Origin of the sequence: Streptomyces sp. NPDC127119 (assembly GCF_042677425.1) — a bacterium.
Lineage (GTDB): Bacteria > Actinomycetota > Actinomycetes > Streptomycetales > Streptomycetaceae > Streptomyces.
In genome coordinates, this window is the sequence record NZ_JBHXTO010000005.1 from 21,368 (window position 1) to 43,061 (window position 21,694).

Here is a 21,694-nt window from a genome sequence, read left to right on the forward strand (position 1 = left end):
CCCACCCCCCCCAATACGTCCGTACAACGGTGTACGGAACTGAGCGCGGCGCCTGCCCCTCGTCCCCGACCGGATGATGGTGGGCGCCGTGGTGCGTCCGCACGGGTTTTCGTCTGCGGGTCCGGTGGGGGCGGGCCTCAACGATTGCGCAGTTCCCCGCGCCCCTACAGACAAAAGACTGCGCAGTTCCCCGCGCCCCTAGGTACCTAGGGGCGCGGCCCCCATACGGTTACGGGGTGGGCAGGGTTACTTCACTTCGTACGGCTGGCCGTAGACCTTCCACTTCAGCGGGGTGTCCAGGTCCAGATTGCCGTCGTACAGGAACCGCCGCTGAGCCGTGTCCACACGAGACGTGTCCCGGCGCCCCTCGCCCTCCATCGTCTTCTTCCGCATGTCCAGGAAGATGTCGAGGTACGAGACCTCCTTGCCACCCTCCGCAGGAGTGTCCGCCTCCGCCATCGCCTGCTTGCGGATGCCGTAGAAACCGGGATTGCCGGGCCCGTGCATCACCATGGCGTCGTAATAGATGAACTGACCGAGCACACCGAGCCCGTCACGCTTCGCGAGCCGTACCGCGGGGTCGAAGTACACCCGGTCCCGCTCGGAGTCCTGCGCCCGCTGGAACGCGGCCTTCGCCGCCTCCGCCTTCCAGGCAGCCACGAACCCGTCGCCCAACCCCGCATGCGACTCGGACCCGTCGACCTTCCGCAGAGCGGGCAGATACCGCTCCAGCGCATTGCCCGGATGCGCCTTCGTATAACGCTCGACCAGAACGAGCAGATCATGCGTACCGGTGGTGAAACCGATGATCCCCGCCGTGTACCCGCGGCCGTCGCCGATGTCCTCGATATAGCCGTACTGCGCACGCCAGTCCAGGCTGGAGTTCTCCGCGCTGGACACGATCCGCTGCGCCAGCTCCTTCTTCCCCGGCGCGTCCAGCCCGGCCGCACGCGCGTCGGGAGCGGCGCTCCGGCTGTCCGAACGCCCGCCGTCGTCCCCCTGGCCGGGCACGACGAAGCAGGCCGCCAATGCGAACAGAGGGACGACGACGAACAACAGACGGCCAGCGCGTTTCATGAGCAAAGAGTACGATCGGCGCAGGGTGCCGTGCCGCACCGGGTGGATTTTCTGTGTACGCCGGGGGAGGTTCTGTGAGCGCGGAGGAACTGGCGCTGCTACGGGCAGAGTTGGATGTTCCACTACCGGACGGCTTTACGGAACTGGACGGCCCACAAGCTCTGTTGCTCGCCCAGGCACTGCGCCGGGCACGTGAGCGCCGAGCCTCCGGACTGCACGAGTCCGTCGAGGACGCCCTCACCCTCGTACCGGCCCTGACCAGGGAGCCTGTCCGCCGGATGCTCTTCCGCTGAAGGGAATCCGCATGGACGCGCTACGCGGCAGAGCCGAGACCCTCAAACTCGCCCGACTGCTGGACGTCGAGCCACAGCAACTGGCGTTCCTCGAAGAGCTGCCCGCCGACGACGTACGCCTCTTCCGTGAGAGCGCCGTCGCCGCGCTCTTCGACGAGGACCCCGCCCTGCTCGACCGCATCGCAGGCATGACGAAACTGCTGCCCGCCGCCGTCGCCGCCGGCATCGCCCAGAAAGCCCTCGGGCCGCGCCTGGCCGCCGCGCTCGCCGGACGCCTCGAACCGGCCCGCGCCGCCGACATCATCGACAGGCTCCCCGTCGACTTCACGGCCCGCTGCTGCCACCACGTCGACCCGCGCCGGATCGCCGGGATCATGGGCAGGCTGGACGACGACATCGTCGTACGCATCGCCCTCGTCCTCGCCGAACGCGGCGACCACCTCACGATGGGCCGGTTCGTCGGCCATCTGCGGGACTCGGCGCTCAAAGGGATCCTGCCGCAGCTCGCGGAAACGACTCTGCTGCGTACGGGGTTCGTCATCGACCATCCCGAGCGGCTCGGGCACATCGTCGAACTCCTCGACGACCAGCGGATCTCCGCGGTCATCGAGGCCGCCGCCGACCACGACCTGTGGCCCGAGGCCATAGCCGTCGCGGGCATGGCGGCCGGTGAGCAGCGGGCCCGGATCGCGTCGCTGACCGCCGCGCAGCCGGAGGGGCGGCTCGACTCCCTGATACGCGCCACGGCCGAACAGGACCTGTGGGAGTCGCTGCTGCCGATCGTGTCGCTGCTCAGCGAGGACGAACTGCGGGCCGTCGCCGCGTTGCCCGCGCTGCGGGACCCCGCGGTGCTGGGCGGGCTCGTCCACGGGGTGGTGGGGACCGGGCTCTGGGGGGATTTCCTGCCGCTGGTGGGGGTGTTGCCGCCCAGTGCGCGGCGGGTGGTTGCGGGGGTTGCGGGGGCGCTCGACGACGCGGGTCTTGACGCGCTGGCCCGCGGGGTCGACAAGGAGGACCTCTGGGATCTGGTCCTCCCCCTCATCGAGCTGATGTCCGACGCGGCGCGTGAACGAGTCCTTGCGCTGCGGACGTTCCAGGAACGGGCGGCAGGGTAGGAGGGCCCGCCCCCACCGGGCCCCTCCGGGGCGGCTCGTCCATATGGTGCGGTCCGGTGGGGGCGGGCCCAAAGGATTGCGCAGTTCCCCGCGCCCCTTAGGGGGTGGGTGGTTGCGGCCTGTGGGTATCGTCCGGCCGGTGGGGGCGTGCCTAAAAGATTGCGCAGTTCCCCGCGCCCCTTAGGGGTGGGGGTGGGCCCAAGGGATTGCACAGTTCCCCGCGGCCCTTAGAGGTGGGGTGGGGGTGGGCCTGAAGGATTGCGCCGTTCCCCGCGCCCCTGAAAGAGCGGGCTGATCTCGTCGTTCCGCCGGCCCCCCCGCATGGCGAAAGGCCAAAAAAGCTGCGCCCCTGGGTGCGGAAGGCTTGCGCGCTGACCGTAAGTGCCAGCGGCGGGTGTCGGCTCTTCGGCGTGAGGGGGTGTGTCGGGGCGTCCGGGCGCCGCGGCAACACGGGTTCACCCGACTTTGCGAGAGCGGCGACCGGATGCCCCGGCGCGGCCCCGCCCCACCACGCACCTCAGGGGCGCGGGGAACTGCGCGACAAGCCCCCACCGGCGGTCAGCCAAGACCCCGGCCGAACAACCCCTTCGCCTTCGCAGAACTCCGTGCCACTCTGAACGACGGACGGATCCCCGGGGAGGGCCACCTATGGACGCGCGGAGCGCGAAACGACCGGCGGACACACACCGCGGCGAACGCGTCGCCGACTGGGCGGACAACCGCTTAGGCATCTACACCCTCGCCAAGACCCAGATGCGCAAGGTGTTCCCGGACCACTGGTCCTTCATGCTCGGCGAGATCTGCCTCTACAGCTTCCTCATCCTCATCCTCACCGGCGTCTACCTCACCCTCTTCTTCGAACCCAGCGGCGTGGAAGTCGTCTACAACGGCTCGTACGAACCCCTCAACGGCGTCATCATGACCAGGGCCTACGAGTCCACCCTCGACATCAGTTTCGACGTCCGCGGCGGACTCCTCATCCGCCAGATCCACCACTGGGCAGCAGTCGTCTTCGTCGCCGCAATGCTCGTCCACATGATGCGCGTGTTCTTCACCGGCGCGTTCCGCAAACCCCGCGAGCTGAACTGGGCCTTCGGCTGGACCCTGCTGTTCCTCGGCATCATCACCGGCCTGACCGGCTACTCGCTCCCCGACGACCTGCTCTCGGGAACCGGCATCCGCTTCTCCCAGGGTGCCATCCTGGCCGTACCGCTCGTGGGCACGTACCTCTCCTTCTTCCTCTTCGGCGGAGAGTTCCCGGGCCACGACATCATCTCCAGGCTCTTCCCGGTCCACGTCCTCCTGCTGCCCGGGATCATGCTGGGCCTGGTCGTCGCCCATCTGATCCTGGTCTTCTACCACAAGCACACGCAGTACCCCGGCCCCGGCCGCGACCAGAAGTCGGTCGTCGGCATGCCGTTCATGCCGGTCTACATGGCGAAGGCGGGCGGCTTCTTCTTCCTGGTCTTCGGCGTGCTGTCGATGATGGGCGCGATCGCCACGATCAACCCCGTGTGGGCGTTCGGCCCCTACCGCGCGGACCTGGTCACCACCGGCGCCCAGCCCGACTGGTACCTGGGATTCTCCGAGGGCCTGATCCGGGTGATGCCGGGATGGGAGATCAACGCCTGGGGCCACACCCTGCAACTGGGCGTCTTCATCCCCTTCACCCTCTTCCCGCTGATCCTTCTCGCCATCGGCGTCTACCCGTTCATCGAAGCGTGGATCACCGGCGACAAGCGCGAGCACCACATCCTCGACCGCCCCCGCAACGTCCCCACCCGTACCGCACTGGGCGTGTCCTGGCTGAGCCTGTACGCCGTACTCCTCATCGGCGGCGGCAACGACATCGTCGCCACCCACCTCCACCTGTCGATCAACGCGATCACCTGGTCCGTACGGATCGGCGTCCTCCTCGTACCGCTCCTCGCCTTCGTCATCACGAAACGCGTCTGCCTCGGCCTCCAGCGCCGCGACCGGGACAAGGTGCTGCACGGCAGGGAGTCCGGCAGGATCACACGGCTCCCGCACGGCGAGTACGTCGAGGTGCACGAACCCCTCACCCAGGCCCAGCGGTTCACCCTCACCCAGCACGACCAGGTCCCGCCGTACGACGTGGGCCCGCTCGTCGACGCGAACGGCGTGGAACGCAAGGTCAAACCCACCCGGCGCCTGCGGGCTCGCCTCGCCCACGCCATGTACGGCCAGAACGCGCACATCCCCAAGCCGACCCCCCAGGAGTACCGCGAACTGACGAGCAGCGACGACCACCACTGAGGTCGTCCAGAGCCAGAGCCAGAGCCCACGGGAGTCAGCCGAACCCGGCACCGAACCCGGCACCGGCACCGAACCCGGCACCACCCCCCAGCACCACCCCCCGACACGCGCCAGGACTGCCCCAGGCGGACCGCAGCGCCCGCGCCTTGGTCAGCCACAGCGACAGGTCGTACTCCGCGGTGTACCCGATCGCGCCGTGCAACTGCAGGGCCGTACGGGCCGTCGCGTACGCCGCCTCGCAGGCCGCGACCTTGGCGGCGGCGACGTCGGCCGGGTCCATCGTCAGCGCGGCGCCGAACACCAGCGGACGCGCGAACTCCAGCGCGATCTTCGCGTCGGCCAGCCGGTGCCGCACCGCCTGGAACGAGCCGACGGGCACACCGAACTGACTGCGCTGCTTCACGTACGCCACGGTCCTGTCGAGCAGGGTGAGCCCCACGCCGAGAGCCTGCGCGGCGGTCGCGAGCCGCGCCCAGCACAAGGCGTCGGCGGCGCCGGCGACGACCTGCGGCCCGGTGGCGAGCAGCTCACCCCCGGGGCGAGGAGGGCTCAGCCGCCGAGCGGGATCGAGGGACCGGCACACCCGCGAACGGAGCCCGCCACGATCCCCACCCCCCTGCACCACCCACAACTCCCCGGCCTCCGCGCCAGCCCCAACCCCATCCCCGCCAACACTCAACTCCACATCGGCCACATCCCCGTCCAGGACGTACGGCTCCCCGCCCGGCAGAGCCACCGTCACGACGGTCTCCCCGGAGGCCACCCCCGGTAGGAACCTCTTCGCGAGGTTCGCGAACCCCGGCCGGGAGAGCAGCGCGCCCGCCGCCACCGTCTCGACCACCGGCCCCGGCACCCCATGCCTCCCCAACTCCACAAAGGCGAGGGCGAGTTCGACGGGCCGCGCCCCGACCCCCTCGTACTCCTCGGGCACCACCAACGCGAACACCCCCAGTTCGGCCACCCGCGACCACAGCGCCCGCCCGGCCGCATGGTCGCCGGCGCCCCAGGACCGTACGGCCGCGGGTGTGTCCGCGGCCGTCAGCAGCGCGTCCAACGAGCGCGCGAAGGCGGTCTGTTCGTCGTCCAGCAGGAAGCGCATCAGCGTCGCCCCCTCGGCAGGCCGAGAAGCCGCTCGGCGATGATGTCGCGCTGGATCTCGTTCGTGCCGGCGTAGATGGGCCCCGCGAGCGAGAAGACGTACCCCTCGCCCCACCCGCCGCCGGCATCCGTCAACTCCCCCTCCCCGCCCAGCAGATCGAGCGCCGTCTCGTGCAGGGCGATGTCGTACTCGGACCAGAAGACCTTGTTCAGGCTGGACTCCGGGCCGAGGGGCTCGCCGTCGAGGAAGCGGGACGCCGCCGCGTACGTGAACAACTGGTACGCGCGGGCGCCGATCACCGCGTCGGCCACCCGGTCGCGCGTGTACGGGTCCCGGCCGCGCTCGTGCCACAGCGCGGCCAGCCGGTCCGCCGACGCCAGGAAACGCCCGGGGGAGCGGAGCGTCAGCCCGCGTTCGTTGCCCGCCGTGGACATCGCCACCCGCCAGCCACGGCCGGGCTCGCCGATCACGTCCTCGTCCGGCACGAACACCTCGTCCAGGAAGAGTTCGGCGAAGGCCGGCTTCCCGTCCAGCCGGCCGATCGGGCGGACGGTCACGCCCGGCGCCCGCAGGTCGAACATCAGGTAGGTGAGGCCCTGATGGGGCTTCGGCGTGTCCGGCTCGCTGCGGAAGAGGCCGAACGCGCGGTCGGCGAACGCGGCCCGCGACGACCATGTCTTCTGCCCGCTCAGCAGCCACCCGCCGTCCGTACGCACCGCTCTGGACCTGAGCGAGGCGAGGTCGGACCCGGCCTCCGGCTCGGACCAGGCCTGCGCCCAGACGACCTCGCCGCGGGCCATCGGCGGCAGGATCCGTGCGCGCTGCTCCTCGGTGCCGTGGTCGAAGAGGGTCGGCGCGAGGAGGCTGACGCCGTTCTGCCCGACCCGGCCCGGGGCGCCCGCCGCCCAGTACTCCTCCTCGAAGACCAGCCACCGCGTCAGCCCGCAGTCCCGCCCGCCGTACGCGACCGGCCAGGACACCACCGACCAGCGGTCCGCGGCGAGTTCGGCCTCCCATTCGCGGTGGACCGCGAAGCCCTCCTCGGTCTCCAGGGAGGGCAGCGGCCCGGCCGGTACGTGCGCGTCGAGCCAGGCCCGTGCCTCGGCGCGGAACGCCTGATCGGCGGGGGAGTACGTGAGATCCACGGTCACCTTCCTCGTGCTCGACCCGCTCGGCCCGCTCGGCCCGGTTCCCTAACAAGTGTTTGGTAGGTTAGCGTGGCCCTATGACAGACGTCGAGGGTCCGGTGTACGAGCCCGGGCACGGGCTGCTGAAGGGACGTACCGCCGTCATCACGGCCGCCGCCGGCGCGGGCATCGGCGGTGCCACGGCCCGCCGCTTCCTGGAGGAGGGCGCGCGCGTACTGATCAGCGACGCGCACGAGCGGCGCCTCAAGGAGTACGAGGCGGAGCTGGCGGCGGAGTTCGAGGGGGTCGCGGCGCTCGCCTGCGACGTCACCGACGAGGCCCAGGTGCAGAAGCTCTTCGGCGCGGCCCTGCGGCTGCACGGGCGGCTCGACATCGTGGTCAACAACGCGGGTCTCGGCGGCACTTCGGACCTCGTCGACATGAGCGACGAACAGTGGTCGCGGGTGCTCGACGTGACACTGAACGGCACGTTCCGGTGCACGCGCGCGGCCCTGCGAGCCTTCCGCGACGGGGGCTCCGGCGAGGGCCGCCGCGGCGGAGTGATCGTCAACAACGCCTCCGTCGTCGGCTGGCGCGCTCAGGCCGGCCAGGCGCACTACGCGGCGGCGAAAGCGGGCGTGATGGCGCTGACCCGGTGCGCGGCGATGGAGGCCGCCGCGTTCGGCGTGCGGGTCAACGCCGTCTCACCGAGCCTCGCCATGCATCCGCACCTGGTGAAGGTGACGACCCCCGAACTGCTGGCGGAGCTGACGGCCCGCGAGGCGTTCGGGCGGTACGCGGAGCCGTGGGAGGTGGCCAATGTGATCGTGTTCCTGGCGTCCGGGTACTCCTCGTATCTGACGGGTGAGGTGGTTTCGGTGAGCAGCCAGCACGCGTGAGCGCTCCGCCGGGGTTGGCCGTGGGTTTGGAGGTGTTGGCGTGACGGTGTGTCTGCGGGGCCGTGGGGGTCGGCCTCAACGAGTGCGCAGTTCCCCGCGCCCCCGGTCGGGCGGGGGCTGCGCCCCGCGCCCTTGGCTCAGGGGCCCGCGGCCCACAATGGGACTGTGCCTACCAAGAAGAAGCCCCAGGTGACCGCCTCGCCCGAGCGGCGTCGTGAACTCCTCGGCACCGCCGCCGAGGTCTTCGCCGAGCAGGGCTACAACGCCACCACCGTGCGCAAGATCGCGGACCACGCGGGCATGCTCGCGGGCAGCCTCTACTACCACTTCGACTCCAAGGAATCGATGCTGGAGGAGATCCTGCGGACCTTCCTCGACGAGCTGTGGGACGGCTACGACACCGTCCTCGCCGCCGAACTGGGCCCGCGCGAAACACTGGAGGCTCTGGTCACCGAGTCGTTCCGGGAGATCGACCGGCACCGCGCGGCCGTCGCGATCTACCAGAAGGAGTCCAAGCAGCTCGTCGCGCAGGAACGGTTCGCGTTCCTCGCCGCGTCGCAGCGCAAGTTCGAGAAGGCGTGGCTCGCCACGCTGGAGCGGGGCGTGGCCGCCGAGGTCTTCCGGGACGACCTCGACATCCGGCTCACCTACCGGTTCGTGCGCGACACCGTGTGGGTCGCCGCGTCCTGGTACCGGCCCGGCGGACAGCACAGCCCGGACGAGATCGCCCGGCAGTACCTGTCGATGGTGCTGGACGGGATCGCCGTACGCAGTTGATCGCACCCGAACGCAGCTGATCCAGGGGAGTTGGCATGGCCGAGGCCTACATCGTCGAAGCGGTCCGTACACCCGTGGGGCGTCGCAAGGGCGGCCTGAGCGGGGTCCATCCGGCCGACCTGGGAGCGCATGTGCTGAAGGCACTGGTCGCGCGCTCCGGAGTCGATCCGGCCGCCGTCGAGGACGTCGTCTTCGGATGCCTGGACGCCGTGGGTCCGCAGGCCGGTGACATCGCCCGCACGTCGTGGCTGGCGGCCGGACTGCCCGAGGAGGTGCCGGGGGTGACGATCGACCGGCAGTGCGGCTCCTCGCAGCAGGCCCTGCACTTCGCCGCACAGGGCGTCCTGTCGGGCACACAGGACCTCGTGGTCGCGGGCGGCGTCCAGAACATGACGCAGATCCCCATCGCCTTCGCCTCCCGTCAGGCCGCCGAGCCGCTGGGCCTCACCCAGGGGCCGTTCGCGGGCAGTGAGGGATGGCGGGCCCGCTACGGGGACCGGCCCGTCAACCAGTTCCTCGGCGCCGAGTCCATCGCCGCCAAGTGGGGGATCAGCCGGCGGGACCAGGAGGAGTTCGCCCTGCGGTCCCATCAGCGGGCGCTGCGCGCGATCGACGAGGGCCGCTTCGAACGGGAGACCGTGCCGTTGGGGGACGTCACGGTCGACGAGGGGCCGCGCCGGGACACCTCGCTGGAGAAGATGGCGGGCCTGCGACCGGTGGTCGAGGGCGGCACCATCACCGCCGCCTGCTCCTCACAGGTGTCCGACGGGGCCGCCGCGATGCTGCTCGCCTCCGAACGGGCCGTCCGCGAGCACGGGCTCACGCCCCGGGCGCGCGTGCACCACCTCTCCGTGCGGGGGGAGGATCCGATACGGATGCTGTCGGCGCCGATTCCCGCCACCGCGTACGCCCTGAAGAAGGCCGGCATGTCCATCGGGGAGATCGATCTCGTCGAGATCAACGAGGCGTTCGCGCCCGTTGTTCTCGCCTGGCTGAAGGAGACCGGGGCGGATCCCGAGCGGGTCAATGTCAATGGGGGTGCGATCGCGCTGGGGCATCCCCTGGGGGCCACGGGGGTGAAGCTGATGACGACCTTGCTGCATGAACTGGAGCGGGTCGGAGGGCGGTTCGGGTTGCAGACGATGTGTGAGGGTGGAGGGCAGGCCAACGTGACTGTCGTCGAGCGGCTGTAGGTCTCTTGTCGGGTGCGGGCCGGTGGGGGCCGTTCGCGCAGTTCCCCGCGCCCCCAAGACAAGCACCCTTAGCGGGGCGCCCTCAGTGGGCCCGGATCAGGGAGTGCGCGTAGTGTCCGGTGGGCTTCGGCCATCACCCTTTCCACCAGGTCCGCGCACGACGGCAGGTCGTCGATCACGCCTGCCACCTGGCCCGATGCCATCACCCCGAGGTCCGTGCGGCCCTCCACCATGGACGCCCGCAGGAGCATGGGCGTGTTGGCGGCCAGCAGGACCTGGCTCCAGGTCAGGTCCTTGCCGTGTTTCATCGCCAGGCCGTCGCGGATCAGCTGGGGCCAGCCGAGACCCGAGAGCTTTCTGAAGCCGGCGGCTCTGCGCACCGCCCGCGTCAGCGTTCTCGTACGGCCCGCCCCCTCCAACGAGTCGACCAGGTCCGTACGGAGCATGCGGTGCGGCAGGCCGTCCACGGCGGTCGTCACCGTGACGTCCTTGACCGTCGCCGCGAGGTACCGGGCCTTCACCGCGTCCGGCACCGTCGAGTCCGAGGTGAGGAGGAACCGGGTGCCCATGGCGACGCCCGCGGCGCCGTACGCGAGCGCCGCGACCAGGCCCCGGCCGTCGAAGAAGCCGCCCGCGGCGACGACGGGTATGCCGACCGCGTCCACGACCTGCGGCAGGAGCACACTGGTCGCCACCTCGCCGGTGTGGCCGCCGCCCTCACCTCCCTGCACGATCACCGCGTCGGCTCCCCACGCCGCGACCTTCTCGGCATGACGGCGGGCCCCGATCGAGGGGACGACGATCACGCCCGCGTCCTTCAGCTCCGCGATCAGCTCTCGGGACGGCGCGAGCGCGAACGAGGCGACCTTCACCCCCTCCTCCACGATGATTCGGACACGGTCGCGGGCGTCCCCCGCGTCTGCGCGGAGGTTCACCCCGAACGGAGCCCGCGTACGGGAGCGGACCTCACGGATCGCCGCCCGCAGCTGATCGGGTGTCATCGTCGCGGAGGCGAGGATGCCCAGCGCGCCCGCGTTCGCCGTCGCGGAGACCAGGCGCGGGCCCGCCACCCAGCCCATCCCCGTCTGCACGATCGGATGCCGGACACCGACGAGCCGCGTGAGGGCGGTCTCCATCAGCCCTTGACCTCGCGGTCGCGCAGGCCCTTCGGGTCCAGGTCCTCGCGGATCGACCGCAGTTCCGCCGGGGACGGTTCACGGGTGTACGGGACGTCGTCCGGGACGGTCAGCGCGAAGCCCGTCGCCGCGACCACCTCCTCGACCGTCACCCCCGGATGCAGCGAGGCGAGCCGCATCGAACGGTCCTCGGTCGCGAAGTCGAACACTCCGAGGTTCGAGACCACCCGCGGGATGCGGTGGAAACGGGTCGCCGTGGGACCGGCCGCCGCCGCGCTGTCGTACCCCACCCCGCCGATCATGTCGACCTTCTCCACGAAGACCCGCGTCGAGTGCCTGGGCACCCAGTAACTGACCGGGTTGTTGAGCGTGTTGACCGGTCCGCCCCGCACCCCGAGCAACTGCCGGGTGGGCCGCTCCCAGTCGCCCACGCAGGAGATGTTCTGGTTGCCGAAGCGGTCGATCTGACTCGCGCCCATCATCACGTGCCGGCGCCCGCCGGTCACCAGCGCCAGATGCTGCCGGTACGGCAACCAGCCCTCCGGGGCGCCGTCCGGACCGATCAGCAGCGCCTCGCCGTCGGTCAGCAACAGGTCGGGCGAGAAGGTGCGCCGGGCGAGGCGGGCTCCTACCGACGGGATCAGGCCCATGGGGCTGGCCAGCACCTCGCCGTCGCCCCGCCACGCCTCCGCGCAGGCGATCACGCAGTACTCGGCGCGGGTCACACCAGTCGGGGTCGCGCTCGGGGTAGTGCTTGAGGCCGCACCCGGGGACGTGCTCGGCACCGCGTTCATGACTGCTCCTCGTGCCACGCCTCGACGGCGGTCCGATAGGCCTGTTCGTCGCCCGCGAGGAACCGCTCGGCGAACTCGGGCCACGGCATGGACGCGTAGAGCCGCTGGAAGACCTCGTCCCGGTCGTGGTCGGGCGCGCACGACGTGAAGTGCGCGCCGCCCGGCGCCTCCACCACGCCGCTCACGTTCAGCCGCTTGATCAGCAGGGTCTGGGGCGGTGCCGCCTTCGTCAGCTCCGCCGTGTCGACGATCCGCTCACAGGACACGTACGCCGTCCGGGCCGCCTCGCAGAACAGGTCGTCGAAGTACGGGTCGGGGCCCAGATACTGGCCGTTGCCCGCGCGGTCGGCGCGGTTCACATGCACCAGCGCCGCGTCCAGCCGCAGGGCGGGCATGGCCACGAAGGTCTCGCGCACGCCCGTCGACTCGTCCTCGTACGGCGAAGTGACCGTACGGAGACCGGGGTTGACCCGCATCACGTCCGAACCGATACCGGCCCGCACGGGCAGGAAGGGGAGGCGGTTGGCGGCTGCCCGCAGTCCCCACATGAACATCGCCTCGTCGATCTCCATCAGGTCGAGCGAGCCGCTCTCCCGGGCCGCCCGGAAGTGCGGTTCGAGCGGGATCGAGTCGAGCGTCGCGAAAGGGGCGACCAGTTTCCGGATCCGCCCGGCCGCCGCCAGCATGCCGACGTCCGGGCCGCCGTACGAGACGACCGTGAGATCGGTGATCGTGGAGCGGAGCAGCGCCCGTACGAGAGCCATCGGTTTGCGGCGGGAGCCCCAGCCTCCGATACCGAGGGTCATCCCGCTCTCCAGCCGGGAGACGGCCTCGTCGGCGGTCATCGTCTTGTCGCCCATCCTCACCTGCCCTCCTTTCCGAACGTGTTCCGCACGCGCTCACCCGTGCCGCCGAGGGCCGCCTCGAACGTGAAGCCCTGCTCGAAGCGGTAGCTGCGGCGCACGTCGACGGGGTCGATGCCGTTGATCGCGGCCTTGGCGAGCCGGATCAGCCGGCCGTCCTTGCCCGCGATCTCCCGGGCCAGCTCCAGCACGGCCGGGCGCAGCCGGTCGCGCGCCACGACCCGCCACACCGAGCCGTGCCCGTGCAGCTCCGCCGCGGTCGCCGTGCGCGAGGTGTAGTACAGCGCCCGCATCAGGTGCTGCGGCACCAGCCGGGACAGATGGGTGGCCGCGCCCAGTGCGCCCCGGTCCAGCTCGGGCAGCCCGAAGGTGGCGTCGTCGCTCGCCACGATCGCGTCCGCGTTGCCCACCAGGCCTATCCCGCCGCCCAGGCAGAAGCCGTGCACCTCCGCCACCACCGGGACCTCGCACTCGTACACCGCCGCGAAGGCCTCCGCGCAGCCGCGGTTGGCGCCGAGCAGGGCGCTGTCGCCCTCGGCCTGTATCTCCTTGATGTCCACGCCCGCGTTGAACCCCCGGCCCTCGGCGGCCAGCACCACACAGCGGTTGTCGGCGTCGCGGCCCGCCGCGCGCACGGCGTCGGCCAGCTCCGACCAGCCGCTCACCGGCAGCGCGTTCACCGGCGGGAAGTCGACCGTGACGACGGAAATCCCTTTTTCCGGGGACGAGGTGGAGACACTCATGGACGCATCAGCTACCTTTCCACCAAACGTTTGTTAGGTGCGATCTGCTGTCGAAGGTAACAGCGAATGCCGACGGGCGGGAGGCCCTGTGGACAACTGGCCGGGCGAGCGATCGGACGGGGTGCCCGGTGGGTCACCGGGCAAGCGGCTCGTGGTGGTCACGGGCGGTACCAGGGGCGTCGGGGCCGGGATCGCGCGGGCGTTCGCCGAGGCGGGTGACGAGGTCGTCGTCTGTGCGCGCAGACCACCGCAGGCACCGCTCGACGGCGTCGGCTTCGCCCCCCTCGACCTGCGCGACCCGTCGGCTGTCCGGGCCTTCTTCGGGCGGCTGCCCCGGCTCGACGTGCTCGTCAACAACGCGGGCGGCGCCCCCTACCGGCTGCTCGCCGGGACGGAGGCCGAGCGGCACGCGCGCGTGATCGACCTCAACCTCGTCGCACCTCTCACGGCCTCCCTGGCGGCGTACGACCTGCTCAAGCGCGCCCGGGGTTCCATCGTGATGATCGGCAGCGTCAGCGGGACCCGGCCCTCGCCCGGCACGGCGGCCTACGGGGCCGCGAAGGCCGGACTGGAGAACCTGGCCCGCTCGATGGCCGCGGAGTGGGCACCGGAGGTGCGGGTCAACACGCTCGTGGTCGGGATGGTCCGCACCGAGCTGTCGCACCTTCACTACGGGGGAGAGGACGGCATCGAGGCCGTCTCCCGCACCGTCCCGCTGGGGCGGCTCGCCGTGCCCACGGACATCGGCAGGGCGGCCGTCTTCCTCGCGTCGGACGCCGCCGCGTACATCACCGGGGCCGGCCTCCTCGTGCACGGCGGCGGCGAGCGGCCCGCCTTCCTGGACGCCGCGACCGTCAACAGGACCGACACCGACAGGGAGCACTGACATGACCTCAGGCACAGGCGTCGGCGCCGGTCTCTGCGACGGGCGGGTGGTGGTCGTCACGGGCGCGGGGCGCGGGCTCGGGCGGGCCCACGCGCTCGCCTTCGCGGCCGAGGGGGCGCGGGTCGTCGTCAACGACCTGGGCGTCGGACTCGACGGCTCCCCGGGGGCCGACACCCCGGCCCGGCAGGTCGTCGGGGAGATCCGGGCGGCGGGCGGCGAGGCCGTCGCACACGCAGGGGACATCGCGACGACCGAGGGCGCCGCATCCCTCGTACAGGCGGCGCTCGACGCCTTCGGACGGCTCGACACACTCGTGAACAACGCCGGGTTCCTGCGCGACCGCATGCTGGTCAACCTTGACGAGGACGACTGGGACGCCGTCATGCGCGTCCACCTGAAGGGCCACTTCCTGCCGCTGAAGCATGCCGCCGCGCACTGGCGGGCGCAGGCGAAAGCAGGGCTCGTACCGCAGGCCCGGGTCGTCAACACCAGCTCCGGAGCGGGCCTTTCCGGGTCCGTCGGACAGGGCAACTACAGCGCGGCCAAGGCCGGCATCATCGGGCTCACCCTGGTGGCCGCCGCCGAGATGGGGCGCTACGGAGTGCAGGTCAACGCCATCGCGCCGGCCGCGCGCACCCGGATGACCGAGGCGGCCTTCGCCCAGGCCATGGCGGCGCCGGACAGCGGCTTCGACGCGATGGCCCCCGAGAACGTGTCACCGCTCGTCGTCTGGCTCGGCTCCGCCGCGAGCGCCGGGGTCACCGGCCGGGTCTTCGAGACAGAGGGCGGCCGGATCACCGTCATGGACGGCTGGCGGCCCGGCCCCGGCGTCGACAAGGGGGCCCGGTGGACCCCCGCCGAGGCCGGGGACACCGCACGGGAACTCCTCGCACGGGCCGAGGACCCGACCCCGGTCCACGGGACGCAGTAGGTACAGGGCGCGGTGAGCAGCAGTAAGTAATGGACCAGAACAGGAAAGGCCGGGGAACGCTGGACCCCGCACCCCTCGCTCGCGAGGATGCCCAGCAGGGCGGGGCGGGCGGAGGTGGGCTCGGTGGAGTTCGTCGGACGATCGGACAGCCTCGCGCTCCTCGCGGCGGCCCGCGAGCGCGCTCGCGCGGGACAGCCCCAGCGCGTCCTCGTCGAAGGCCCGGCGGGCATCGGCAAGACGGCCCTCGTACGCCGCTTCCTCCGCGACGACACGCGCGCGCCGGACGACAGCAGTGCGCCGGACGACAGTCGTGCACCGGACGACAGCCGTGTGCCGGACGGCACGCGTGTGCTGTACGGGGCGGGGGAGGAGGCGGAGTCGCAGCTGGCGTTCGGCGTGCTGGAGCAGCTGCTGGGGCGCGGCGGCGGCAACGAGGGCGCCGGCAGCGGTCGTCGGCCGGACGCGCACGCCGCCGGAGCGGAACTGCTGGAGGCACTGGACGAGGCACAAGGGGCGGACGGGCCCGAGGCCCCAGCCTCCGAAATCCCCGCCCGCGCCCCCGACATCTCCGCCCCCGACATCCCTGCCCCTGACACCCCCGCCCCCGACACCCCCGTCGTCGCCCTCGTCCTCGACGACGCCCAATGGGCCGATCACCCCTCGCTCCAGGCGCTCACCTTCGCCGTGCGCCGGCTGCGCGCCGACCGGGTGATCGTCCTCGTCGTCGTGCGCGAGGCACAGGACCCGCGGCTGCCCGACGGACTGCGGAGACTGTTCACGTCCGACGACACCGTGCGCGTACGCCTCGAAGGACTCGGCCCCGCCGAACTGACGGAACTCGGCGACGAGGCGGGCGCGCGGGGACTCACCGCACGAGCGGCCACGCGACTGCACGCGCACACCGGCGGAAACCCCCTGCACGTCAAGGCACTGCTGGAACAGGAAGGCGCGGGCCTGCTGGAAGCGCTCGGCGAACCCGACGTGACACCGCCCGCGCCCAAGTCGTTCACGGCACTCGTCCTCGCGAAGCTCGCCGCCTGCTCACCGGCCGCCGACGCCCTGGTCTGCGCGGCGGCCGTCCTGGGCACCCACTGCGCGCAGGCCGACGCCTGGGAGGTCGCCGACGAGGACCTCCTCGCCGAGGAGCGCAGCGGCGCCGACCTCCTCACGGCACTCGAAGAGGCCGTTCACGCGGGTCTGCTGACCGAGACGCCCGGCGACCCCGTGGTCCGCTTCCCGCACCCCCTCGTGCACGCCGCCGTCTACCACCAGCTGGGCCCCTCCCGCCGGGCCGCCCTGCATCTGCGCGCCGCCCGCACGGTCCGGGACCCGGCACAGCGGTTACGGCACCGGGCCCTCGCCGCGACCGGCCCCGACCCGGAACTCGCCGCCGAACTCGCCGCGCTGGGCCGCGACTTCGCCGCCGAAGGGGCCTGGGCGAACGCCGCGAACCAACTGGCCGCCGCTGCCCGGCTCGACGCGGACCGGGGAACGTACGAGCAGTACACCCTGGAGTCCGTCGAATGCGCCCTGCTCGCCGGGGACGTGCCGGACATGGGCGAAGCCGCCCAGCGGATCGCGCGGTTCACGCCCGGCGGCTGGCGCAGCTATCTCCTCGGCAGACTGAGCCTGTTCGACCTGGACCGCGCCGAGGCGCTGCTCACCGACGCCTGGCACCGCTGCGACCCCGCGGCGGACCCGGTCCTCGGCGCCCGGATCGCGGGTCAGTTCGCCGCCCTGCACGGCAGCATGGCGCACGGCGCCGAGATGGCCGAGTGGGCGGACCTCGCACTGCGCCTCGCAGCGGACGACACCGCGCCCGACGACACCGCCACCGACATGATCCGCGTACTGCGCCTCAACGGCCTCGCCATGAGCGGCCGGGCCCCGGAAGCACTCGCCGGCCTCGGCCCGCTGCCCGACCCGGCGCTCGCCGGCCCCGCGCAGCTGGAGGAACTCCTCGGCCGGGGCACCCTGCGCGAGTGGACCGGCGACCTCACCGGCGCCGTACGGGACCTGACCGGCGTGTTCGGCGCCTGCCACGGACGCGCGGCCTCCTTCCGGGTGCTCGCCGCGACCGCGCTGGCCTCCGCCGAGTACCGCGCCGGCCGCTGGGACGACGCGATCGTGCACACCGACCTCGCCCTCTCCCTGGCCGCCGACACCGACCAGCCGCACATCGCCCTGTACTGCCGGATGCTCGCCACCCAGGTGCACGCGGTGCGCGGCGCGTTCGGCAGAGCACAGGCACACGCGCGCGTGGCCCGCGTCTACGCGGGCGGCGGCCATCTCAACCCCAGCCTGTGGGCCGCCCTCGCCGAAGCCCACCTCGCCCGTGCCCAGGGCCGGCCCGAGGACGTCGTCACCGCCCTGGAACCCCTGCTCGCGCTCGCCCCGCGCGGCGACCTGGAGGAGCCGGGCACCGTCTCCTGGGCCGACCTGCTGGCCGAGGCCTGGGCCGCCCTCGGCGACGAGAAACGCGCCGCACAGACCCTGGCCCCCTACGAGGTCCTCGCCACCCGGCGCGGCCACCACACCGCCCTCCTCGCCGCCGCCCGCGCCCGCGGAACCCTGGAGGCCGCACGCGGTGACACGGTGGCCGCCGAGCGGGCCTTCCGCTCCGGACTCCAGCACGCCGGGCACGTCGAGGCGCCCCTGGACCGCGCGCTGCTGCACCTCGCGTACGGCGGCTTCCTGCGCCGCACCGGCCGCCGCACCAAGGCGGGCGAACGGCTGCGCACCGCCCGCGACCTCCTCGTACGACTCGACGCGCCGCCCGATCTGGAGCGCTGCGAGCGGGAGCTGGCGGCCTGCGGGCTCGGGTCCGGCGAGCGGCGGCCACGGAACCGGGGCGCGGCCCTGCTGACACCGCAGGAGCTCGCCGTCGCCCGGCTGGTCGCCTCCGGGCTCACCAACCGGCAGGTGGCGCGGGAACTCGTCATCAGCGTCAAGACCGTCGAGTACCACCTCGGCCGGATCTTCCCCAAGCTGGGCGTGGACTCCCGGACGCGCCTCGCGGCCCTGCTCGCCGCCGAGGAGTCGGACACCTAGGGATTTCCCCGGGGCGCACCCGGGGGCGCCCGCACCCCCCTCTTCCGTACCGTCGGTCGCACCTCCACGGAGACAACGAAAAACGGATGGATGCAACGGACGGATGCAACGGACGGATGCAACGGACGGATGCAACGGAAAGCGGAAGCAGCCGTGGAGGGAGCGGTAGCAACGGGGGACGGACAGCAATGCCGGAGAACACTCATCGCGTGGTCGTCGACGTCCCGCACGCCAACGTGCGGGACGTCGCCGAACGTGTCGTCCAGGAACTCGTCCTCGCGGCCGACAAGGTGGCCGCGCACCACGCGGAACCCGCCAAGTACCCGCTGCCCGCGGACAGGGCCGCCGCCGAGCACCTGCTCGCGCGGCGCTTCGACACCCTCGGCGACGACAGGAAGAAGAAGGCGGGAGCCACGGTCCTGGCCGACCTGCGGACCGGCGCGATCCGCAGCAGGCGCCTCGGCGACCTCGCCCGCGTGGACCTGCGCTCACCCGCCTCGGTGGACACCCAGCTCAAACGCCTCGGCTTTCCCGAACGGCTGTGGTTCCCCGCGGACGAACTGCGCAGGCCCCCGGCTTCTCTCGTCCCCGGCCTCCTCCCCGAGGAACAGGCCCCACGGCGCCCGACGGCCGTACCGATCGCCCTGCACCGGCTGGAACTGCGCATCCGGCGGGTGAAGTGCCTGGACGAGACCTCCGCATGGGGCTCCGACGAGATCCATCTCGCGGGGACCGGCGTGGACGGGAGCGGCGAGACCCGCCAGATCCGCCCGTTCAAGGTACGCGGCTTCTACGACGGCGACGTCAGGCTGTACGACCCGCCCCGGCGCTTCCACCGGTTCGACCTCGACGAGGGCACCGGACACCCGAATTCGTACTTCGTCACGCTGGTGCTCGCCGAGGCCGACGGGGGCGGCCTGGCGGAGTACGTCGACACCCTGCTCGAACTCGTCAGGAAGAAGATCACCGCCCATCTCACCGCGGCCACCGGCAGCACGCGAGTCCCCTCCGGCGGACCCGTCGGGATCCTCATCGGGATGGCCGTCGGAACGGCGGTGGACCGGCTCTTCGACCGGCTCGCGGACCTGTACGGGGACGACGTGTTCAAGCCCGTCACCGTCTGCGCGGTCGTTCCGGCGCTCACCGGCCGCTGGGCGGGATGCCCGGTCACGGCACCGGCGGTCACCGACGTCCGGGGACACGGCGGCCACTACCAACTGGCGTACGACTGGCGCATGTACGACTGAAGAGCCGGCCGTACGCGATCAACGACCTCGGGGGATACGGGGGATACGGGGGATCGGGGGAGGCGGACCGGAAGGCCGCCGTCCGTCCACGGGACAGCCGGACGGCGGCCTTCCACTGCCGCGCCCGCGCCCTCCTTCAGGGGCGCGGGCAACTCCCACGGTCACGGCAACCACCACGCCCACGCCAGTGCTAGGTGTCGCACTCCAGCACAGTGCGGCACAGCCCGCACCGCGCCCGCACCCGCCCCCTCACCGGCACCCGGATCCGCTGATGACAGGTCGGACAGGGGAACGACACCCGCAGCGGCCCGCGCCCGTCCGGCGCGAAGGCGTACGACGCGCCCGCGCTCGCCCCCGTCCCCGCTCCCGCGGACCCGGACGCAGAGCCCGACGCGGTCCCGACGACGCGGCCCTGCGCATGCCGGCGGTCCTTCGCATAGCGGCGCCGCCCCGCCCACCCCGCCGCGGTCAGCGGCGGCTGCCGCTCGTCCTCCCTCGCCCGCTCCAGGCCCCGCGTGTACGCCGTGTACGCCTGCGGACTCGTGAACCAGGTCGCGGGATCCTCACCGAACACCAGGGACCGCTTGGCCAGCACGTACCCGAACTCCTCCGGCGTCAGATAGCCGAGCTTCTGCGAGGACGACGCGTCCTCCCGGTACGCGTCCAGCAGCAGCCAGCCCGCCCCGAGATACGTCGTCGCCGTGTCCGTGAGGATCTCGTTGTCCCGGGTGCCGGGGAACGACAGGTCCAGGCGGTGCAGACAGACGTGCATCACCTCGTGCGCCAGCGCCGCGCCGATGTCCCGCCGATGGGTACGGAAGCGGTCGTTCAGCTCGATGAAGTACTCCGGGCCCGCGGCCAGCTCGACACTCGCCGCGTGCTCCATCTCCCGGAAACTCACGATCATGCGGGCGTCCGGCAGCCGGAAGTGGCGCACCAGCTCGCGAGCCACCCGCTGCGCGCCCAGATACAGGTCGTCCGTGTCGCAGAACGCCACGTCGGCGGGGGCCACACTGGCGGCGAACGTGTGGACCGTGTCGTACGAGAGCCGCTTGTACAGCGCGGTGACCGCTGCGCGCACCGTCTCCAGGTGCGGGTAGCCGTGCTTGACCGGACCGCCGTTCGCCACGCCCGAACCCCCAAAGCCCCGAACAGGCCCCGAACCTCATTCCACTTTAAGGGGACGCGAGCGAATTCTCTCGGGTTGGGTTGCCCGACGTGTACGTGACATCCACCCTTGCCTCACATGCCGCATGATCTTCATACTTCTGTGCGCTCTTCTGTGCGCTCAAGCCCCCACGAAAGGGAACAAGTTGACCAATAGCATGCTCGGTCTCCTCCGGAGATCCGCCTTTCGGCGGGCCGCGGCGGTCGGTGCCGTCGCTCTCGCGACCGCCAGCCTGCAGCCCGTCGCCGCGCACGCCGCGCCCACCCCGATAGTCGGCGGCGCGCCCGCCGGGCAGGGTGAGTTCCCCTTCATGGTCAGCCTGTCCATGGGCTGCGGCGGCTCGCTCTACAAGAAGGACGTCGTCCTGACCGCCGCGCACTGCGTGGACGGCTCGGGCGACACGACCCGCATCACCGCGACCGCGGGGGTCGCCAACCTCGGTGCCTCCGGTGCGATCAAGGTCAGGTCGACCAAGGTCGTCCAGGCGCCCGGCTACAACGGCAACGGCAAGGACTGGGCGCTCATCAAGCTCGCCCGGCCCATCGATCTGCCGACGCTGAAGATCGCGACGACCGCCCGGTACAACCAGGGGGCGTTCACCATCGCCGGGTGGGGCGACACCGCGGAGAACGCGAACACCGGCTCCGTGAAGCTGCTCAAGGCCAAGGTGCCGTTCGTGTCCGACCCGAAGTGCAAGCGGCACTACGGGGGGCGGTTGATCGCCTCGCAGGAGATCTGCGCGGGGATTCCTCGTGGTGGCGTCGACACCTGTCAGGGGGACTCCGGAGGGCCGATGTTCCGTAAGGACGACGCGGATAAGTGGATTCAGGTCGGGATCGTCAGCTGGGGTGATGGGTGTGCGCGGCCCATGGTGCCGGGGGTTTATACCGAGGTGTCCACGTTCGCCTCTGCGATAGCTCGGGCTGCTTCTTCGCTTTAGCGGGTGCGGTTGGTGGGGGGCGTTCCCGGTTTGGGCCGGGGGCGCCCGTTTTTGTGTGCGGGCGCGTTGTGGCTGGTC

19 protein-coding genes are annotated in these 21,694 nt (G+C 71.7%); 11 read left to right on the forward strand and 8 right to left on the reverse strand.

Features of this window, described 5'->3' with window-relative positions:
* Positions 1-246: 246 nt before the first annotated feature.
* Complete coding sequence (locus ACFVH5_RS03955) at positions 247-1,077, reverse strand: chitosanase (RefSeq protein WP_385831868.1); 831 nt, start codon at positions 1,075-1,077, stop codon at positions 247-249.
* 74 nt (positions 1,078-1,151) lie between these two features.
* Between ACFVH5_RS03955 and ACFVH5_RS03960 the strand changes: the two genes are divergently transcribed.
* From ACFVH5_RS03960 to ACFVH5_RS03970, 3 genes are all read left to right on the forward strand, one after another.
* Complete coding sequence (locus ACFVH5_RS03960; protein WP_384808101.1) at positions 1,152-1,370, forward strand: hypothetical protein; 219 nt, start codon at positions 1,152-1,154, stop codon at positions 1,368-1,370.
* Positions 1,371-1,381: 11 nt separating this feature from the next.
* Positions 1,382-2,485 carry a hypothetical protein gene (locus ACFVH5_RS03965; RefSeq protein ID WP_385831870.1) on the forward strand — a complete coding sequence of 368 codons (1,104 nt, stop codon included), beginning with the start codon at positions 1,382-1,384 and terminating at the stop codon, positions 2,483-2,485.
* A 648-nt stretch (positions 2,486-3,133) separates the two neighbouring features.
* The gene (locus ACFVH5_RS03970) at positions 3,134-4,762 is read left to right on the forward strand and encodes a cytochrome bc complex cytochrome b subunit (protein ID WP_385831872.1); all 1,629 of its coding nucleotides are present in this window, start codon (positions 3,134-3,136) and stop codon (positions 4,760-4,762) included.
* A gap of 34 nt (positions 4,763-4,796) precedes the next feature.
* Here the strand turns inward: ACFVH5_RS03970 and ACFVH5_RS03975 are convergent, their stop codons facing one another.
* Together ACFVH5_RS03975 and ACFVH5_RS03980 are read right to left on the reverse strand one after the other, a co-directional pair.
* Positions 4,797-5,861, reverse strand: a complete 1,065-nt coding sequence (locus ACFVH5_RS03975) for an acyl-CoA dehydrogenase family protein (protein WP_385831874.1) — start codon at positions 5,859-5,861, stop codon at positions 4,797-4,799.
* Positions 5,861-7,006 carry an acyl-CoA dehydrogenase family protein gene (locus ACFVH5_RS03980; RefSeq protein ID WP_385831876.1) on the reverse strand — a complete coding sequence of 382 codons (1,146 nt, stop codon included), beginning with the start codon at positions 7,004-7,006 and terminating at the stop codon, positions 5,861-5,863. Before ACFVH5_RS03980 ends, ACFVH5_RS03975 begins: the two co-directional genes overlap by 1 nt.
* An 80-nt stretch (positions 7,007-7,086) precedes the next feature.
* On the opposite strand from ACFVH5_RS03980, the gene ACFVH5_RS03985 reads away from it, so the two are divergent.
* The 3 genes from ACFVH5_RS03985 to ACFVH5_RS03995 all read left to right on the forward strand — a co-directional run bounded on the left by ACFVH5_RS03985 (position 7,087) and on the right by ACFVH5_RS03995 (position 9,857).
* Complete coding sequence (locus tag ACFVH5_RS03985) at positions 7,087-7,887, forward strand: SDR family oxidoreductase (protein WP_385831878.1); 801 nt, start codon at positions 7,087-7,089, stop codon at positions 7,885-7,887.
* A gap of 165 nt (positions 7,888-8,052) precedes the next feature.
* A complete protein-coding gene (locus ACFVH5_RS03990; protein ID WP_384808110.1) occupies positions 8,053-8,664 on the forward strand; it encodes a TetR/AcrR family transcriptional regulator in 612 nt (203 codons plus the stop codon).
* Between the two features lie 35 nt (positions 8,665-8,699).
* On the forward strand, positions 8,700-9,857 hold the full coding sequence (locus ACFVH5_RS03995; protein ID WP_385831880.1) for an acetyl-CoA C-acetyltransferase: 1,158 nt from the start codon (positions 8,700-8,702) through the stop codon (positions 9,855-9,857).
* 68 nt (positions 9,858-9,925) lie between these two features.
* Here the strand turns inward: ACFVH5_RS03995 and ACFVH5_RS04000 are convergent, their stop codons facing one another.
* The 4 genes from ACFVH5_RS04000 to ACFVH5_RS04015 are packed head-to-tail and all read right to left on the reverse strand — an operon-like array spanning position 9,926 to position 13,393.
* Positions 9,926-10,993 carry an NAD(P)H-dependent flavin oxidoreductase gene (locus tag ACFVH5_RS04000; RefSeq protein ID WP_385831882.1) on the reverse strand — a complete coding sequence of 356 codons (1,068 nt, stop codon included), beginning with the start codon at positions 10,991-10,993 and terminating at the stop codon, positions 9,926-9,928.
* Positions 10,993-11,787, reverse strand: a complete 795-nt coding sequence (locus tag ACFVH5_RS04005) for a CoA-transferase subunit beta (RefSeq protein ID WP_385831884.1) — start codon at positions 11,785-11,787, stop codon at positions 10,993-10,995. Before ACFVH5_RS04005 ends, ACFVH5_RS04000 begins: the two co-directional genes overlap by 1 nt.
* Positions 11,784-12,647, reverse strand: coding sequence for a CoA transferase subunit A (locus ACFVH5_RS04010; RefSeq protein WP_384808118.1), 864 nt, complete (start codon positions 12,645-12,647; stop codon positions 11,784-11,786). The genes ACFVH5_RS04005 and ACFVH5_RS04010 overlap by 4 nt, the downstream gene beginning before the upstream one ends.
* A gap of 2 nt (positions 12,648-12,649) precedes the next feature.
* Positions 12,650-13,393, reverse strand: coding sequence for an enoyl-CoA hydratase family protein (locus ACFVH5_RS04015; RefSeq protein ID WP_385831885.1), 744 nt, complete (start codon positions 13,391-13,393; stop codon positions 12,650-12,652).
* 88 nt (positions 13,394-13,481) lie between these two features.
* Between ACFVH5_RS04015 and ACFVH5_RS04020 the strand changes: the two genes are divergently transcribed.
* The 4 genes from ACFVH5_RS04020 to ACFVH5_RS04035 all read left to right on the forward strand — a co-directional run bounded on the left by ACFVH5_RS04020 (position 13,482) and on the right by ACFVH5_RS04035 (position 19,508).
* Positions 13,482-14,279: an SDR family oxidoreductase gene (locus tag ACFVH5_RS04020; RefSeq protein ID WP_385831887.1), complete on the forward strand. Its 798-nt coding sequence runs from the start codon at positions 13,482-13,484 to the stop codon at positions 14,277-14,279.
* 1 nt (position 14,280) lies between these two features.
* Positions 14,281-15,210: an SDR family oxidoreductase gene (locus ACFVH5_RS04025; protein ID WP_385831888.1), complete on the forward strand. Its 930-nt coding sequence runs from the start codon at positions 14,281-14,283 to the stop codon at positions 15,208-15,210.
* Positions 15,211-15,297: 87 nt separating this feature from the next.
* Positions 15,298-18,261, forward strand: a complete 2,964-nt coding sequence (locus ACFVH5_RS04030) for an AAA family ATPase (RefSeq protein WP_385831890.1) — start codon at positions 15,298-15,300, stop codon at positions 18,259-18,261.
* Between the two features lie 188 nt (positions 18,262-18,449).
* Entirely contained in the window at positions 18,450-19,508 is a 1,059-nt protein-coding gene (locus tag ACFVH5_RS04035; protein ID WP_385831891.1) for a hypothetical protein, read from the forward strand.
* Between the two features lie 190 nt (positions 19,509-19,698).
* Here the strand turns inward: ACFVH5_RS04035 and ACFVH5_RS04040 are convergent, their stop codons facing one another.
* Positions 19,699-20,637, reverse strand: coding sequence for a hypothetical protein (locus tag ACFVH5_RS04040; protein ID WP_385831892.1), 939 nt, complete (start codon positions 20,635-20,637; stop codon positions 19,699-19,701).
* A 196-nt stretch (positions 20,638-20,833) separates the two neighbouring features.
* On the opposite strand from ACFVH5_RS04040, the gene ACFVH5_RS04045 reads away from it, so the two are divergent.
* A complete protein-coding gene (locus ACFVH5_RS04045; protein WP_385831894.1) occupies positions 20,834-21,616 on the forward strand; it encodes a S1 family peptidase in 783 nt (260 codons plus the stop codon).
* Positions 21,617-21,694 lie beyond the last annotated feature (78 nt).

Excerpts from the sequence above, each read along its gene's own strand:
- ACFVH5_RS04010 (WP_384808118.1), bottom strand. The coding sequence starts at position 12,647 with ATGGGCGACAAGACGATGACCGCCGACGAGGCCGTCTCCCGGCTGGAG.
- ACFVH5_RS03970 (WP_385831872.1), top strand. The coding sequence starts at position 3,134 with ATGGACGCGCGGAGCGCGAAACGACCGGCGGACACACACCGCGGCGAA.
- ACFVH5_RS03975 (WP_385831874.1), bottom strand. The coding sequence starts at position 5,861 with ATGCGCTTCCTGCTGGACGACGAACAGACCGCCTTCGCGCGCTCGTTG.
- ACFVH5_RS03985 (WP_385831878.1), top strand. The coding sequence starts at position 7,087 with ATGACAGACGTCGAGGGTCCGGTGTACGAGCCCGGGCACGGGCTGCTG.
- ACFVH5_RS03965 (WP_385831870.1), top strand. The coding sequence starts at position 1,382 with ATGGACGCGCTACGCGGCAGAGCCGAGACCCTCAAACTCGCCCGACTG.
- ACFVH5_RS03995 (WP_385831880.1), top strand. The coding sequence starts at position 8,700 with ATGGCCGAGGCCTACATCGTCGAAGCGGTCCGTACACCCGTGGGGCGT.
- ACFVH5_RS03955 (WP_385831868.1), bottom strand. The coding sequence starts at position 1,077 with ATGAAACGCGCTGGCCGTCTGTTGTTCGTCGTCGTCCCTCTGTTCGCA.
- ACFVH5_RS04000 (WP_385831882.1), bottom strand. The coding sequence starts at position 10,993 with ATGGAGACCGCCCTCACGCGGCTCGTCGGTGTCCGGCATCCGATCGTG.
- ACFVH5_RS04025 (WP_385831888.1), top strand. The coding sequence starts at position 14,281 with ATGACCTCAGGCACAGGCGTCGGCGCCGGTCTCTGCGACGGGCGGGTG.
- ACFVH5_RS04030 (WP_385831890.1), top strand. The coding sequence starts at position 15,298 with ATGCCCAGCAGGGCGGGGCGGGCGGAGGTGGGCTCGGTGGAGTTCGTC.
- ACFVH5_RS04045 (WP_385831894.1), top strand. The coding sequence starts at position 20,834 with ATGCTCGGTCTCCTCCGGAGATCCGCCTTTCGGCGGGCCGCGGCGGTC.
- ACFVH5_RS04005 (WP_385831884.1), bottom strand. The coding sequence starts at position 11,787 with ATGAACGCGGTGCCGAGCACGTCCCCGGGTGCGGCCTCAAGCACTACC.
- ACFVH5_RS04035 (WP_385831891.1), top strand. The coding sequence starts at position 18,450 with ATGCCGGAGAACACTCATCGCGTGGTCGTCGACGTCCCGCACGCCAAC.
- ACFVH5_RS04015 (WP_385831885.1), bottom strand. The coding sequence starts at position 13,393 with ATGAGTGTCTCCACCTCGTCCCCGGAAAAAGGGATTTCCGTCGTCACG.